Genomic DNA, 12,556 nt, shown 5'->3' with positions numbered 1-12,556 from the left:
CAATCCGTCAGGCCGAGGGGAGCATGGCGATCCGGACCGCCCCGAGGGTCGGGTCCCAGGCGCCGTTCTGCTCGAACGAGAAGCCACGCTGCTCCACGTCGTTGACCAGGCTGCCGAGCGTCGGCATCGGTGAGTCGATCATCTTCTCGATCGCGGTGATGCCGCTCTCCACGGCCTGCACCGACTCACTGATCTTCGTGAAGACGGTCTCGATGTCGTCGATGATCGAGACGATCCTGCTGATCAGCTTGTAGACCTTGTACAGCTTGTAGGCGCTGAAGATTCCGGCCCCGATGTCCGCCAGCGGGTCCTCGGGCCCGCCGCCGACCGCCTCGATCGCCGCATCCCCCTCGACCAGCTCGCCGCCCTGCTCCGCGAGCTGCTCCAGTTCGTCGCCGAGCAGCTGGTTGATCTTCGTCAGTGCCACGTAGACGAGGGCGACCACGGTGTCGTAGCCGTCCTTGTAGACCTTGGCGGCCACCCTGGCCGCGTCGCCTATGCCGCCTATCCCCATGGTCCACAGGAAGAGGTAGGAGTCGAAGCCCACTGCGGCCTGGCCGGTCCACTCGTCCGCGAGCGACCAGGAGCCCTTGCGCAGCGTGGCCGCCACCGTGTAGCTGCCCGCACCCAGCTCCTGGTAGGCGTCGTGCAGGTAGAGCAGTCGGCCGTAGTCCCCGACCAGCGGGTCGAGCAGCAGCCCGACCAGGCTCTGGCCGGTGAAGAAGGAGAAGACGCTCTGCGCGGTCGAGAGCGGCCCGCTGCTGAAGCCGCTGCGCATGGTCATCAGCTGGTGCTTGATGTTCTTGGCGGTGTCCGCGTCGGCGCCGGTCGGCTCGGTCAGGGTCACCGGCTCGTCGGTGAAGTTGCCGAGGCGCGGCATCCCGGGAAGGGCGCCGATGTCCGGGAACCCCGGCAGCGGGGTGGGATAGAGGCTGCGCAGGTTGGCCGCCGTGTTCTGGTCGGTCCCGGTGTAGTTGGCGCTGGTCTGCTGCACCTTGCCGGCGACCACGCCCATCCCGCGCTCGCTCTGGGCGAGCTTTCCGGCGAAGAAGTGGGAGGTGCCGGTGACCGCCCCGCGCAGCAGGTAGAGCAGGCCGTCGAGGCCGTCGGTGTCCCCGCACTGGTTGGAGCTCCACTTGTTGAGCGCGCCGAGATGGCCGCCCTGCTGTCCGACCAGCTTCTCGTACGACTGGAAATCGCCCTGCGGTGGTGCCTCGAACCCGTCCATCGACCTTCCCCCCGTGCCGTGCTCCCCGGGCACACGCCGAGGGCCGTGGATGATCAGTAGCAGTCGTCGGCGAACAGCATAGCCACAGCGCCGTATGCGGCATCCACTGCTGACGACTGCTTGACGCCGTCGCCGTGGGACCTCCCGAAGAGCAGGGAAACGGCCAGATTATCGGCCACGCCGGTTACCGTGGGCGGTACGCGGTCGGGAGCAGCCAGGAAGCCCGAGCGGACCTTTGGAGGGGCGCCGTGTCCACAGTCCTCACTCCCGGTGGCAATCTGCCGCTGGACGGTACCCGGTTGTCGGTGGCGGTCGCCGCGCCCCGGGCCATCGACGTCTCGGCGCTGCTGGTCACCGCCTCCGGGAAGGTCAGGTCCGACGCCGACCTGGTGTTCTTCAACGCCCCGAACGGACCGGGCGTCGGCTACAGCCCGGCCGGCATCACCGTGGACACCGCGCTGGTGCCCGCCGAGATCGACAAGGTGGTGGTGACCGCCAGCCTCGACGACGCCGCCGCGACCTTCGCCGGGACGGAGCCCACCGCGACCGTGCGGGACGCCGCGACCGGGGAGGAGCTGGCCAGTTTCACCCCGCCCCGGCTGGGCCCGGAGACCGCGCTGATCGTGGTGGAGCTCTACCGGCGCGGCCCGCAGTGGAAGCTCCGCGCCGTGGGCCAGGGCTACGCGGACGGCCTGGCCGGCATCGCCACCGACTTCGGCGTCTCGGTCGACGACCCGGGCCCGGCGACGCCGCCCGCTCCGGCGCAGCCGACCCCGGTGCCGCCCGCCCCGGTGCCGCCGACCCCGGTCGCCCCGCCCGTCGCCCCGCCCGTCGCCCCGCCCGTCACCGTGGTCGCGCCGCCGGTGAACTTCGCGCCGCCGGTCCCCGCACCCGCGCCTGCCCCTGCCCCTGCCCCTGCCCCTGCCCCTGCGGCGCCCTCGGACGGCCGGATCACCCTGGACAAGGGCCGGGTCTCGCTCACCAAGGGCGGTTCGGTATCGCTGATCAAGAACGGTCGGGCGCTGCTGTCCTCGGTCCGGATGGGCCTCGGCTGGGAGCCCGCCCAGCGCGGTCGGGACATCGACCTGGACGCCTCGGTGATCGCCTACGACAGCCGCCGCCGGGAGCTGGACAAGGTCTGGTTCATGCACCTGCACGCCTTCGACGCGGCCATCCAGCACGCCGGGGACAACCTCACCGGTGACGGCGCGGGCGACGACGAGGCCATCACCGTCCACCTCCAGTCGCTGCCGGAGCAGGTCACCGGGCTGGTGTTCACCGTCAACAGCTTCTCCGGCCAGCGCTTCACCGAGGTCGCCAACGCCTACTGCCGGCTGCTGGACGCCACCACCGGCGCGGAGCTGGTCCGCTTCGACCTCACCCGCGCCGAGCCGCACACCGGCGTGCTGATGTGCAAGCTGATCCGGATGAACACCGGCGAGTGGGTGATGACCGCACTGGAGGAGTACGTCGACTCCAAGACCGTGCGCGGCATGGTCAAGCCCGGCGCGAAGGCGCTCTGAGCCGCGGACGGCCGAAAGGCCGCCGCGGACCGGCCGTCCCTCGCGGACGGCGGTCGCGGCGGCCTCCTGAGGAAGGCTGCCTAGCCCCGGTGGAGCAGGCCCTTGACCTTGTCGACGGCGCCCTTGGCGGCGTCCTTGGCATCGTCGGCGACCTGCTTCGCCTTCGACTCGACCTGGTCCCCCTGGCCCTCGCCCTTGAGCTCGTCGTTCCCGGTGACGTCGCCGACCTTCTCCTTGACCTTCCCGGTGACGTCCTGGGCCTTGTTCGACAGATCGCTCATCACGAACTCCGTTCTCCGGAACGGCGCCCTGGTCAGAGCGCCGTCTTCGACCCTGCCCCATACCGGGCCGACCCGCATCCCGGGCGCCCCCGGTCCACGGCGGACGCTCAGTCCCGGGTGGCCAGCGCCCGGAGGAAGAAGGCCAGGTTGGCCGGGCGCTCGGCCAGCCTGCGCATGAAGTAGCCGTACTATCTTGCGCGTTGCGGGTGATCTTTGCTGGTCATGGCCGCGTGGAGGGCAAAAAGGCCTTGTGACGTGCATAGACGTGCGTTGACGCTTTGGGACGACTTGATCTCAACTTGAGACAGCTGGGCCCCTACGAGCGCCCTACGGGGAGTGGATCTCTACGTACGCTCCCCAGCGCCCCCCTGAAATACATGCCCTGAACTGCCCCGATCCATGACAGCAACGAGGCCCCGCTCCCCATGTATCGACAGGGGACGGGGCTTCGCACTGGGGCTCACGCTGCGGCGGTCTCTGCCGGCCGTCGGGGCCCTGCTATATAGGTGAGCCCGTGCCGCGCCGCAGCCTCGCGGCGCTCCTCCTCCATCAGGACTGTGCACGGGCGGCATGCGCGTACGGGGAAGGGCGCGGGTAGGTCTGGTGGGTGCAGGCTGCCGACGACAGTCGTCAGCACGCCCCCGCGAGCACAGCGAAAGCACGCGCCCTCTGACCATGGATAGAGGGCGAGTACCTCCTCAGATTCAGATGGTTCTCCGTACACAGCGCCATTCTCCTAAGTGCCCCGTCACGGCTGCCTCGACAGCGGCCGAGACGGGGCCGTCCCCTCGTTAGGTCGTGCTGTTTGGCGTGATGGTGCCTACAGGAGGCAGGAGAGCATCCGAACCTCTCGGTTCGGACGGCCGCGAGGGAGCCTGCCGGATCGGTGGCCTGGCCCTCTGCGCTGTCTGGTCAGCCAGTCCAGATCGAGTCGGCGGGGCTGACCGTCCCCGCAGTGCCGCTCGGCGACGGGCTCGGGGTGGCGCTGTCGACTGTCCAGATGGAGTCGGCGCGGGCGTGCGTCTGCGCGCCCGAGTGGGCGGCGAGGGTAGCGACAGCCGCCGCAGCGAGCGCGGCCAGGATGAGCGCGGGGCGATGGGTAGCAGTTCGAGTCAAAATCGGACCCTTTCCATGACGCAACCCCCCGGTCCACCCGCCGGTGAAAATGGAGGGTGTTTAGAGTTGCTGTGCTGATTCCGTGCGATCTACAGTCGGCCAGTGACACCGTGCAGTCAAGCTCACAGAGCCGTGGTTTACCGCCAGGTGGTTTTCCGCCAATCGAGGGGGAAGTGTTTTGTCTGAATCGTCCGATTCCGATAACGGGAGGCGGCTCGTGTCCGAAGCGGCCGTCGAGGCCTACCGCATCATCGCCACCGGCGGCGACGCCTCCCACCTCCCCGAGGCAGTGACAGAGCTCCGATCCGTCGGCCTCGTAGTCCCCCTCCCCGGCGCCCCCGAGCGTCTGATGACTGTCGACCCCCAGGAGGTACTGCCGCGACGGAGGGAAGAACTACACCAGGCGGCACGCGCCCTGATGGACGATGCCGATGCGATCGTTCCCCTTCAGCACGAGCTCACGGCCACACACCGGACCGCCCGAGCCGACCTATGGAGCCAGGGCATCGAGCGTCCGGCCAGCATCGGCGATGCCAACAGACGCATCGCAGCAGTCCTCGCCGAGGCAGCCGAGGACCTGCTCACCATGCAGCCAGGGCACCGCGATGAGGCGACACTCGAATCATCCGCCGATCGCGATTTCTACGCCCTCTCCCGAGGCATCAAAATGCGGACCCTCTACATGGATAGCGAGCGAGAATATCCACACATCCAGCAATGGGTAGCGGAGGCCACTCGCCGTGGCGCGGAAATTCGGACTATGCCACGCGCATTCATGAAAACCATCATCATCGACCAGAGAATCGCAGTCATTTCCGACCGGACCCGCCTGGGAGGGCCTCAGCCGGTCCACGGCGCCGCCCTAATCGTCCACGATGCCGGCGTCGTCGGCGAGCTTGTCGCGCAGTTCGAGCGAGACTGGGCTCAGGCGCGCACGTGGGACGGCACCGAAAACGCCCAGGTCACAGCCATAGGGGCGCTGTCGCAGGTTCAGCAGGACGTCCTCCTGGGTCTCGTAGGGGGTGCCACGCAGCGAAGCCTGGAGCAGCGCCTCGGGATGAGCGTCCGGCAGATCGAGCGCACGATCACCGAAATCAAACGTGTGATCGATCCGAGCGGCGGCCCGGTGTCAGCAGCACAGATGGGCTACTGGTGCGGGCGGATGCAGTCCGGCGGCTAGTGCCACGGATTCGGCTCGCATCTGCTACGTAGCAGAAATGCCCTAGTTCCCTAACGTCGGCCCCAACACTGGCTTGATCACGGACTGGGGCAGGGATGAGCGACGCGCCATATCAGCGCATCGCCGCAGCTCTACGGGAGCAAATCACCGACGGAACGCTATCCCCCGGGACCGCACTTCCCTCCTGGCGCACGCTGGCAGCGGCACTCGGAACCGGCCAGGGAGCAGTGCGCCTCGCCATCGAGCAGCTCCGCCGCGAGGGGCTCGTTGAGGGGCACCCACGAGCCCGTCTGACGGTTGCTCACCCCATCACCGTGCACACCCTGACCCACCCCGACGCGCCCTGGCCGCACGGACACGGAGACATCGAGACGACTCGGACCGCAGCACCCGCCGACGTCGCCGATCGTCTCCACCTCCGCACCGGCACGCGGGTGCAGCGGCAGCGCATCGAGTACCTAGACGCGACCGGACGGCCATCGCACCTCGTCACCATCTGGCACCGAGGCCGCCTCTCAGCGAGCCCGGCCGCCGTGACACTCGACGTCGACAGCAGGCAACTGGCCAACGATGAGGCCAGTGCGCTCGGCCTGGCCCGAGAGACGCACGCGCTCCACCTCATCCGCACGCACACCGACCACGCCGGACGGCCGCTCGATACCGCCGACATGCTGCTGCCAGCCGACCGATGGCGTCTGCGCCTTACCTTCGACCTCCCGAGCAAGCCTCCGCCGACCTCGCGCGACAGCCCCACCGACGGCCACCCCTGACCTCACAGCCGGGCCCGTTCCGGGATCGCCGGCGTGAACCGCTCCCGGCGCCGCTCGGCCGCCCGCCGCCCCTCCCAGAGCAGCGTGGCCACGCAGAACCGACAGTTTCGGACCTCGTACGCCGCCCCGGACCCCCGCTCGATCAGCCCCACCGGCACCGTCGCCGCCGCCGCGCCGCAGCCATCGCAGTACGGGCGGTTCCCCGGCACCGCCCATGGCTGAGCGTCGAGGAATCCGGCGTCCTCCGGATGTATGGTCATACGCGGCACCGGTCCGAACTCAAGCTCGCGACCCGCGTCGAGGATCTCGGGCGCCTGGGCGTAGATCGCGTCCAACTGCGCGACTCCCGGCGGGGTGATCCGTCCGTAGCTGGCGGCGGTCATCAGCCGCACGTACTCCACCCACGTGCTCTCGCTGACCGAGGCCGGCCGATGTTCCGCGAAGGGGATCACGGCTCCTCCCCGGCGGCCAGGTCATCGACGAGCTGCAGGACGTTGTAGAGGCTCGCCGTGAGCGCTCCGACCACCAGGGCCAGTTCCTCCTGCGGCGCCTCGGCCACGCTCAACTTGCGGGCGTTCTCAAGGTCGTTGCGGGCGATCCGTATCCGGAAGTCCTGAGGCGGCGTGAGCCGACTGCACCGCTCGGTCGAGGTATCCATCGCGCCCCCAGTGATCTGGTCCTGCCCCGCACCCCAGAGCCCGCTGTCAGGCTGGTGCAGGGAGGCGGAGTCCGCCGAGATCGACGCTATGAGCGGCACAGATCGAGTGGCTATGAAGTTGCATGAGGTTGCACGGATTCACCCGAGCGCGTCGATCGCGCTCGTAATCAGCGATCGCGCGGCGGAGCCGTGCACAGCAGATTTCGCGAGTTCCCCGAAGGCACGGGCGTAGTCAGCCAACTCGCCGGGCGCCGTGACGTTGATCTCCGCTGTGAGCGTCTCGACTTCCAGGTCCCGCTCATCGCACAGGTAGAAGGCTTCCAGCGGCCACATCTCTCGGACCGCTCCTGACGGAATGATCCCCAGGGACACCGACGGCAGAGACATCACCGATAGCAGGTATCCGAGTTGTCCGGCCATCACCTCAGCGTCGCCCAGCCGATGCCTGAGCACCGCTTCCTCCAAGAGCACAGCGAAACGCCTGTCTCCCTCGCGCAAGAGCCGGCCACGAGCCACACGGGCGACTACCGCGTCTTCGACGTCATCCGGTGTGCCCTGGAAGCGCGTGATCATCGTCATCAGAGCGCGGGCGTACTCCGGGGTCTGGAAGATGCCGGGGATGACGTTGGAACAGTAGATGCGGAACGTCCGAGTGCGCTCGTACCCCTGGAGGATCAGGTCCTGCTTGTGGCGCATCCCGGTACGGTGCTCGCGGAGCCACTGGGTGTACATCGACCCGACGCTCCGGGCCGCCGCAATCAGGTCCTCCGCTTTGCCCTGCGCCCCGCATTCCCGGCACCAGTCCCGGATGTCTGCGGACGACGGCGGCGTCTTGCCGTTCTCGATCCGGGAGACCTTCGCCGCGCTCCAACCACAGCGAGCAGCCAGCTCACGCCCGTTGAGGTCCGCATCCAGCCGCAGCTCCTTCAGACGCTCGGCAAGCGCCGCTCGGGCGGTATTGACACTGGACAGCGGAGACGATGGCATGAGCTGGCTACCTGCGGATTTCTGTGCGTCAGACCTTGTAGTCAGCGTGCGGGATGCCCCGCTCCCACACGGCCTCGAACGCTGTCGAGCACAGGCGCACGACGTCCGGGTCGGTGCTGTCCTCGACGCCCGGGACCGCCCAGTCGCCGTCGCCGGTGAAGTGGTTGAACCTCACCCGCTCGCCGTCGATCAGCCACAGGTCGCTGCCCGGGAGCGGGATACCGAGCGTCTGCCGACGCGGCAGCCAGCGAATCTGCTCGCCAGCATCGATGTTCATCTGCGTGCCTGCGTGCTCGAACCGAATGTAGTCCGTAACGGGCTCCGACACGATCCGCGCCCGCCGGATGACAACCCCACGAGCGATGGTCGAGGCGACAAGGTCCAGCCAGGACTGACGGTCCACCCGCTCCATCGCCTCCGTCCACTCGCCCCGACGGAACGCCGCGAGGTTCTCTGCCTCGTCGGCGACCCCGTATGAGTCCCGCATCTCCAAATGCACTGCGGAGTGCCGAGCGGCGCCAAGCAGCTCATTGAAGTCCGGCAGATCCTCGTTCAGCGACATTGCAGGCCTCTCGAATCAGCGGCACCATACGGGCCGGGATGCGGATCACGGTCTCGTGCGAGGGGATACCCGATATATGCCCGGGGACCTCGATCGCCGCCACCTCCGCCTCGGTCTTCTCGTCGACCCTCCATCCCCGGAGGATGAGGTCGAAGTTCTCTCTGTCCACGAGCACGGTGGGCGAGCCGCCGCCCGTGCTTTGCAGTCCGGTAGATCCTCGTTCAGCGAAGTTACAGGCCTCTCGAATCAGCGGCACCATACGGGCCGGGATGCGGATCACGGTCTCGCGCGAGGGGATACCCGAGCTCTCGTCAACCTTCCACCCCTGGAGGACGAAGTCGAAGTTCTCCCTGTCCACGAGCACGGTGGGCGAACCGCCGCCACCTGTACTGGGGTCGATTCCGATGTACTGCAAGGGCATGGCTATCTCCTCAGTTGAAGCGTTGCTCTGCCTTGCACGACAGTCTCGCTGACTGGGTCTCACCGTCAAGGGCGCTGGTGCATCCGAATCGACTTCGGTCAACCGGTGGCACAGCTTCGTCGGAGCGTCTTCGGACTGGCTGTCGGACCCCGGCCGTATGCTCCGACCGTGCCCGATGAAGATCAGCCCCAGACAACCGAAGACGAGCTCAAGGCCGCATTCCACGCAGCCCAGGCCGCCACCACCGCCTACGCCGACCAGGTCCAGGCAGGGCGCCGTCAGCAGTTCCCCGCCGAGGACCAGATCGTCGAGCGGATGGAGTGGCCGCCGGAGCAGACCGCCGAGCTGGAGCGGCTCCGGGGCGAGACGATGGCCGCGCTGCGGGCGCTCAACGCACACCGGGCCCAACAGGCAGCCCAGGAGTAGATGCTGCCGGGCGGCGCGAGGTCACTGCCGAGGATGGCTGTGCAGTTCCCGACGGATCTGGGTGATCAGCAGCAGATCCTCTGCTTCGGCCGCCTTCGTGGCTTCAAGGGAGCTTTCCCGGGCCGAGAGGACGGCTTCGCCTGTCGGTCCGGCGCTACCACCCAGGGTCGATTCACGAGCCTGTCTCTCGAGTTCTTGCCAAGCTCCAAGGGCTATGAGCGCCTTCTGGTTTGCTTGGTGAGCCGCATTGCTGGCGGCCACCACCTCGTCAGACGCGAACGTTGTGAGTCGGCCTTCAAGTTCGAACCATGAACCAGGATCGTAGCTATCAAGCAGCGCGGCGATCCGAGCCTCAGATTCCTGATCCATCCGGTAGCCGCGCTGCGCATGCTGGCGTGTAGCGCCCCGATGGTGAACGTAGCTCAACGCCTCCACATAGGTGTCTGCCCGCTTCTCCCAGAGGTGGTCATCGCGAGTTGCGACGACGAAGCGTTCGGTGTTCCGTTCGGCCGACTGATTGGCTTCCGTTGCTACCTTCTCCGTTGCTCGAAACCCGCGGTAGGCAACGAAGACGGTTCCGGCCAGACTCACGATGGACGTTCCGGCTGCGATCCAGGCCGCAGTGACAGCTGGATCAAGGTGATGAGGCATGCGAGGGACGATACGCCCCAAGGCCCCTCCTGCACCGGGCTGCTATCGAACGGGAAACGCCGCAAGCGCCCCCGCCCGGCCGAAGCCAAGCGGGGGCGCTGATCAGTGGTGCGGCCAGAGCGAGAGGACGCCCACGCCGGCCGCGACCACGAGCGACAGCCACGACATCGTGGACTGCGGCAGCCGCCGCTCCTCCAGATGCCGCAGCCGCCCCTCATGATCGAGGATGGTCCGGGCCTGCTCCCCGAGCGCCAGGTCCAACTTGGTCTCCATCCGGCCGACCGTCGCGCCCAGCGTCTGGAGCTGCTCGTGCATCGCGGTCGGCGTGATGATGACGGACCCGTCCGGCGGGTCGCCGCTCACTCGCCGCTCACAGGCGGCTTGATCGCGGTCACGGTCGCCTGCGGCGCCGCCGGCACCGCGGCCGGGCCGGGCACGCTGGCCGGGGTCGGCGCGACGGCGGACGGCTGCTGCGCCGCGAGCAGGTGCAGCCGCGCGGCGATCGCCGCCCACGGCACGACCGGTGCCCACTGCCGGTACGCCGCCTCCACCGCACCCACCGCGACACCGGCCAGGGCGTCCCGCGAGAGGTGCCCGGTGCCCAGCGCCGCCAGCTGCGCGCCGAAGGTCACGACCGCCAGCCGGACGAACCGGCCGACCTGCGCCTGCAGATGCGCCGACGCGAGCTCGGCCCGGAACTCGTTGACGATGTTGCTCATGATGTCCTCCCAGACATGACGAAGCCCCGCACGCCGGCGGGGCAGACAGGGGTGGTGCAGGGTTAGGCGGTCGTGGCCGCCGGGGTGGTGCCGACCAGGACATGGCCCAGCTCAGCGAGCGCCGCCGTCGCGCCAGCCTCGGCCGCCGCGGTGAGCTGCGCCGCCGTGATGCCGCCGCCCGCCGCCAGGGCGCCGATCGCGCCCTGGAGTGCACCGACCTTCGCGGTCAGCGCAGTCAGCGCCGCCCCGTTCGCCGCGGCCTGCGCGGCGGGTGCGGCCAGCGCGGCATGCAGGGTCTTGATCGAGGCCACGTCGACAGCGGGCGCGCCCGTCGGCGGCTGGCCGTCAACGGCCGCAGCGAACCAGTACAGGTCGTCGCTGACGGCCTGGCCCCGGTTGGCGGAGATCGCGGCGGCCACGACAGTGGTCACGATCTCCTTGATGACGGCCTGGTCCTGAGCGGTGAGCAGCATGGTGTCCTCCGGGGTCGGGTCCACGCCGGGCCAGTAGGCCGCAACGGCGGACGCGTCGTAGTTCTCGTTGCTCGCGTACTGCTTGGCGACCGCGCCGGCCGGAATAGCCGGGTCGCCGTCGTAGTCCGCGATCCAGAAGTGCGGCGCGGCCACGCCAGCGGCAGAGAAGGCAGCCCTGACGGCAGGCCAGGTCGAGGCGTTGCAGTAGACGGTCGGGTCTGCGCCCGCCGCCCGCCGCCGCTCTACCCACCCCGGCGCCTCGGCTGGCGAGGCGTCGCCGGATTCGACGTCGAGGACCTGGCCCTCGTCCGCGCCCGCCGTGACGGTCACCCCGACCACCAGCGCGTGCGGGAACCGCGCCCGCAGGCCCGACAGGTTCGCGTAGGAGCCGTTCACATACCCGGCCACCAGCACCGACCCGTCCGGGATCGCCGACACGGTCACGGCGTCGTACATGGTGCGGGCCATCAGCCGGTCCCTTCCGAGGCGTCGGTGAGCCGAGCACGGAGCAGCCGGAGCTCCTCCATCACGGCGTCGTGGGTCTCCCGGGCCTGCCGCTCGGCCACCCGGCCCAGCACCTGCTGCCCGACCATCAGCAGCGGCAGGCTCCAAAGCTGCACGGTGTTGCTCCAGTACAGAAGCGTCACCATCAGCGACGGCAGCAGGATCGGCAGGAACCCGTACAGGAACAGGCCGTAGGTGACCCACATGCTGCCGAAGGCTCGGGTGGCCCGTGCCGCGATGCGGTCGTTGAACTCCCGGACGCCGATCACTCGATCAGCTCCGGGACGTAGAGCTGTGCCGTCCAGTCCGCGTGCGATGCGGTGTGTGCGCCGCCGTGGCCACGGTGGTGGAACTGGCACAGCCAGCGGAACTGACCCGGCGAGGACTCCGCCCACGCGGCGATCTCCTCGGCCGTGGCGTGCTCGCTGATCTCCGGGAAGTCCCGGTGCAGGGCCTCGGCAGACACTGCGTTCACGACCGCGAATTCCAAGGTCGCGTGGTGGAGCTCCAGCGGGCGGTCGTCGGTGCACTGCGACGCCCCCGCGCGCTGCCCGACGTAGCAGAGCGCCCCGGGAAGGAAGTGCCGCCGGTAGGCGCTGAACGCCGCGTAGTGCGGATCACCCTCACGTGGGGCGTGCTCGGGAAACCTAACGGTGTAGCGGTGGGTGAGGGCCTGGTCGTGCGCGTCGACCGGGCGGTGGGTGTGCTCAGGCGGGGACATGAGAGCCTCCAGGAATGGAAAAGCCCCGCGCGCTGGCGGGGCATGGGGGTGGGCTGGCAGTAGGTCAGGTGAACGTCGGCGGCGTGGTGAGGTTCGTGGTGAACGAGACGTCGGTCACCGTGTCCTTCGTGACGGTCGCGGAGACCGTAGTGCCGCTGGGCCAGCCCAGGCCGGTGAAGGCATCGACCAGGGCGAACGCCATGGCGTCGGTCATGGACCCGCGGGTGACGAGCTGAAAGCCAGCCGTGTTCATCGTCCCGTTCGGCTCCTGGCTGTTGAAGCTGAAGTCGAAGGTCGTGAACGTGTCGGACGTGGTCATTTTGCTACTCCATCGTC

At 68.7% G+C, this 12,556-nt stretch carries 19 protein-coding genes; 4 read left to right on the top strand and 15 right to left on the bottom strand.

Annotated elements, in window-relative coordinates:
- Nucleotides 1–7: 7 nt before the first annotated feature.
- Both BS75_RS29615 and BS75_RS51635 read right to left on the bottom strand, forming a co-directional pair.
- Entirely contained in the window at nt 8–1,228 is a 1,221-nt protein-coding gene (locus BS75_RS29615) for a hypothetical protein (protein WP_034090456.1), read from the bottom strand.
- A gap of 53 nt (nt 1,229–1,281) precedes the next feature.
- Nucleotides 1,282–1,407 (bottom strand): hypothetical protein, encoded by a 126-nt coding sequence (locus BS75_RS51635; protein WP_267970409.1) that lies wholly within the window; start codon nt 1,405–1,407, stop codon nt 1,282–1,284.
- 69 nt (nt 1,408–1,476) lie between these two features.
- On the opposite strand from BS75_RS51635, the gene BS75_RS29610 reads away from it, so the two are divergent.
- Nucleotides 1,477–2,751, top strand: coding sequence for a TerD family protein (locus BS75_RS29610; RefSeq protein ID WP_034090455.1), 1,275 nt, complete (start codon nt 1,477–1,479; stop codon nt 2,749–2,751).
- 80 nt (nt 2,752–2,831) lie between these two features.
- Here BS75_RS29610 and BS75_RS29605 read toward each other — a convergent pair whose 3' ends face one another.
- Nucleotides 2,832–3,032, bottom strand: coding sequence for a CsbD family protein (locus tag BS75_RS29605; protein WP_034090454.1), 201 nt, complete (start codon nt 3,030–3,032; stop codon nt 2,832–2,834).
- A gap of 1,333 nt (nt 3,033–4,365) precedes the next feature.
- Here BS75_RS29605 and BS75_RS29600 point away from each other — a divergent pair.
- Both BS75_RS29600 and BS75_RS29595 read left to right on the top strand, forming a co-directional pair.
- On the top strand, nt 4,366–5,328 hold the full coding sequence (locus BS75_RS29600) for a phospholipase D-like domain-containing protein (RefSeq protein ID WP_034090453.1): 963 nt from the start codon (nt 4,366–4,368) through the stop codon (nt 5,326–5,328).
- Nucleotides 5,329–5,423: 95 nt separating this feature from the next.
- Nucleotides 5,424–6,098, top strand: coding sequence for a GntR family transcriptional regulator (locus BS75_RS29595; RefSeq protein ID WP_081982696.1), 675 nt, complete (start codon nt 5,424–5,426; stop codon nt 6,096–6,098).
- Nucleotides 6,099–6,100: 2 nt separating this feature from the next.
- On the opposite strand, the gene BS75_RS29590 is transcribed toward BS75_RS29595, so the two are convergent.
- The 5 genes from BS75_RS29590 to BS75_RS52300 all read right to left on the bottom strand — a co-directional run bounded on the left by BS75_RS29590 (nt 6,101) and on the right by BS75_RS52300 (nt 8,726).
- Complete coding sequence (locus BS75_RS29590) at nt 6,101–6,550, bottom strand: hypothetical protein (protein WP_034090451.1); 450 nt, start codon at nt 6,548–6,550, stop codon at nt 6,101–6,103.
- Entirely contained in the window at nt 6,547–6,756 is a 210-nt protein-coding gene (locus BS75_RS29585; protein ID WP_152645584.1) for a hypothetical protein, read from the bottom strand. Before BS75_RS29585 ends, BS75_RS29590 begins: the two co-directional genes overlap by 4 nt.
- A 138-nt stretch (nt 6,757–6,894) precedes the next feature.
- Nucleotides 6,895–7,743, bottom strand: a complete 849-nt coding sequence (locus BS75_RS29580) for a helix-turn-helix domain-containing protein (RefSeq protein WP_034090449.1) — start codon at nt 7,741–7,743, stop codon at nt 6,895–6,897.
- Between the two features lie 28 nt (nt 7,744–7,771).
- Nucleotides 7,772–8,305 (bottom strand): DUF6879 family protein, encoded by a 534-nt coding sequence (locus BS75_RS29575; protein ID WP_034090448.1) that lies wholly within the window; start codon nt 8,303–8,305, stop codon nt 7,772–7,774.
- On the bottom strand, nt 8,271–8,726 hold the full coding sequence (locus tag BS75_RS52300; protein ID WP_408022561.1) for a hypothetical protein: 456 nt from the start codon (nt 8,724–8,726) through the stop codon (nt 8,271–8,273). The genes BS75_RS29575 and BS75_RS52300 overlap by 35 nt, the downstream gene beginning before the upstream one ends.
- A gap of 168 nt (nt 8,727–8,894) precedes the next feature.
- On the opposite strand from BS75_RS52300, the gene BS75_RS29560 reads away from it, so the two are divergent.
- On the top strand, nt 8,895–9,152 hold the full coding sequence (locus BS75_RS29560) for a hypothetical protein (RefSeq protein WP_034090447.1): 258 nt from the start codon (nt 8,895–8,897) through the stop codon (nt 9,150–9,152).
- A gap of 21 nt (nt 9,153–9,173) precedes the next feature.
- Here the strand turns inward: BS75_RS29560 and BS75_RS48615 are convergent, their stop codons facing one another.
- From BS75_RS48615 to BS75_RS29525, 7 genes are all read right to left on the bottom strand, one after another.
- Nucleotides 9,174–9,803 carry a hypothetical protein gene (locus BS75_RS48615; protein ID WP_152645583.1) on the bottom strand — a complete coding sequence of 210 codons (630 nt, stop codon included), beginning with the start codon at nt 9,801–9,803 and terminating at the stop codon, nt 9,174–9,176.
- Nucleotides 9,804–9,905: 102 nt separating this feature from the next.
- Entirely contained in the window at nt 9,906–10,166 is a 261-nt protein-coding gene (locus BS75_RS29550) for a hypothetical protein (protein ID WP_034090445.1), read from the bottom strand.
- Nucleotides 10,163–10,522: a hypothetical protein gene (locus BS75_RS29545; RefSeq protein ID WP_034090444.1), complete on the bottom strand. Its 360-nt coding sequence runs from the start codon at nt 10,520–10,522 to the stop codon at nt 10,163–10,165. Before BS75_RS29545 ends, BS75_RS29550 begins: the two co-directional genes overlap by 4 nt.
- A gap of 62 nt (nt 10,523–10,584) precedes the next feature.
- Entirely contained in the window at nt 10,585–11,463 is an 879-nt protein-coding gene (locus BS75_RS44920; RefSeq protein WP_052069779.1) for a glycoside hydrolase family 25 domain-containing protein, read from the bottom strand.
- Nucleotides 11,463–11,768 carry a hypothetical protein gene (locus BS75_RS29535; RefSeq protein WP_052069778.1) on the bottom strand — a complete coding sequence of 102 codons (306 nt, stop codon included), beginning with the start codon at nt 11,766–11,768 and terminating at the stop codon, nt 11,463–11,465. Before BS75_RS29535 ends, BS75_RS44920 begins: the two co-directional genes overlap by 1 nt.
- Complete coding sequence (locus tag BS75_RS29530) at nt 11,765–12,220, bottom strand: hypothetical protein (RefSeq protein ID WP_034090443.1); 456 nt, start codon at nt 12,218–12,220, stop codon at nt 11,765–11,767. Before BS75_RS29530 ends, BS75_RS29535 begins: the two co-directional genes overlap by 4 nt.
- Nucleotides 12,221–12,284: 64 nt before the next feature.
- Entirely contained in the window at nt 12,285–12,539 is a 255-nt protein-coding gene (locus BS75_RS29525) for a hypothetical protein (RefSeq protein ID WP_034090442.1), read from the bottom strand.
- Nucleotides 12,540–12,556: the final 17 nt, after the last annotated feature.

The organism is Streptacidiphilus albus JL83 (assembly GCF_000744705.1).
Lineage (GTDB): Bacteria > Actinomycetota > Actinomycetes > Streptomycetales > Streptomycetaceae > Streptacidiphilus > Streptacidiphilus albus.
Note: the sequence above shows the minus strand (reverse complement) of the source record. Positions and strands in the feature narration are given on the sequence as shown.

What these genes read in the sequence shown, in the direction of transcription:
- BS75_RS29615 (WP_034090456.1), bottom strand. Translation starts at nt 1,228, where the DNA reads ATGGACGGGTTCGAGGCACCACCGCAGGGCGATTTCCAGTCGTACGAG.
- BS75_RS29605 (WP_034090454.1), bottom strand. Translation starts at nt 3,032, where the DNA reads ATGAGCGATCTGTCGAACAAGGCCCAGGACGTCACCGGGAAGGTCAAG.
- BS75_RS29595 (WP_081982696.1), top strand. Translation starts at nt 5,424, where the DNA reads ATGAGCGACGCGCCATATCAGCGCATCGCCGCAGCTCTACGGGAGCAA.
- BS75_RS29585 (WP_152645584.1), bottom strand. Translation starts at nt 6,756, where the DNA reads ATGGATACCTCGACCGAGCGGTGCAGTCGGCTCACGCCGCCTCAGGAC.
- BS75_RS29580 (WP_034090449.1), bottom strand. Translation starts at nt 7,743, where the DNA reads ATGCCATCGTCTCCGCTGTCCAGTGTCAATACCGCCCGAGCGGCGCTT.
- BS75_RS29575 (WP_034090448.1), bottom strand. Translation starts at nt 8,305, where the DNA reads ATGTCGCTGAACGAGGATCTGCCGGACTTCAATGAGCTGCTTGGCGCC.
- BS75_RS52300 (WP_408022561.1), bottom strand. Translation starts at nt 8,726, where the DNA reads ATGCCCTTGCAGTACATCGGAATCGACCCCAGTACAGGTGGCGGCGGT.
- BS75_RS48615 (WP_152645583.1), bottom strand. Translation starts at nt 9,803, where the DNA reads ATGCCTCATCACCTTGATCCAGCTGTCACTGCGGCCTGGATCGCAGCC.
- BS75_RS29545 (WP_034090444.1), bottom strand. Translation starts at nt 10,522, where the DNA reads ATGAGCAACATCGTCAACGAGTTCCGGGCCGAGCTCGCGTCGGCGCAT.
- BS75_RS44920 (WP_052069779.1), bottom strand. Translation starts at nt 11,463, where the DNA reads ATGGCCCGCACCATGTACGACGCCGTGACCGTGTCGGCGATCCCGGAC.
- BS75_RS29530 (WP_034090443.1), bottom strand. Translation starts at nt 12,220, where the DNA reads ATGTCCCCGCCTGAGCACACCCACCGCCCGGTCGACGCGCACGACCAG.
- BS75_RS29525 (WP_034090442.1), bottom strand. Translation starts at nt 12,539, where the DNA reads ATGACCACGTCCGACACGTTCACGACCTTCGACTTCAGCTTCAACAGC.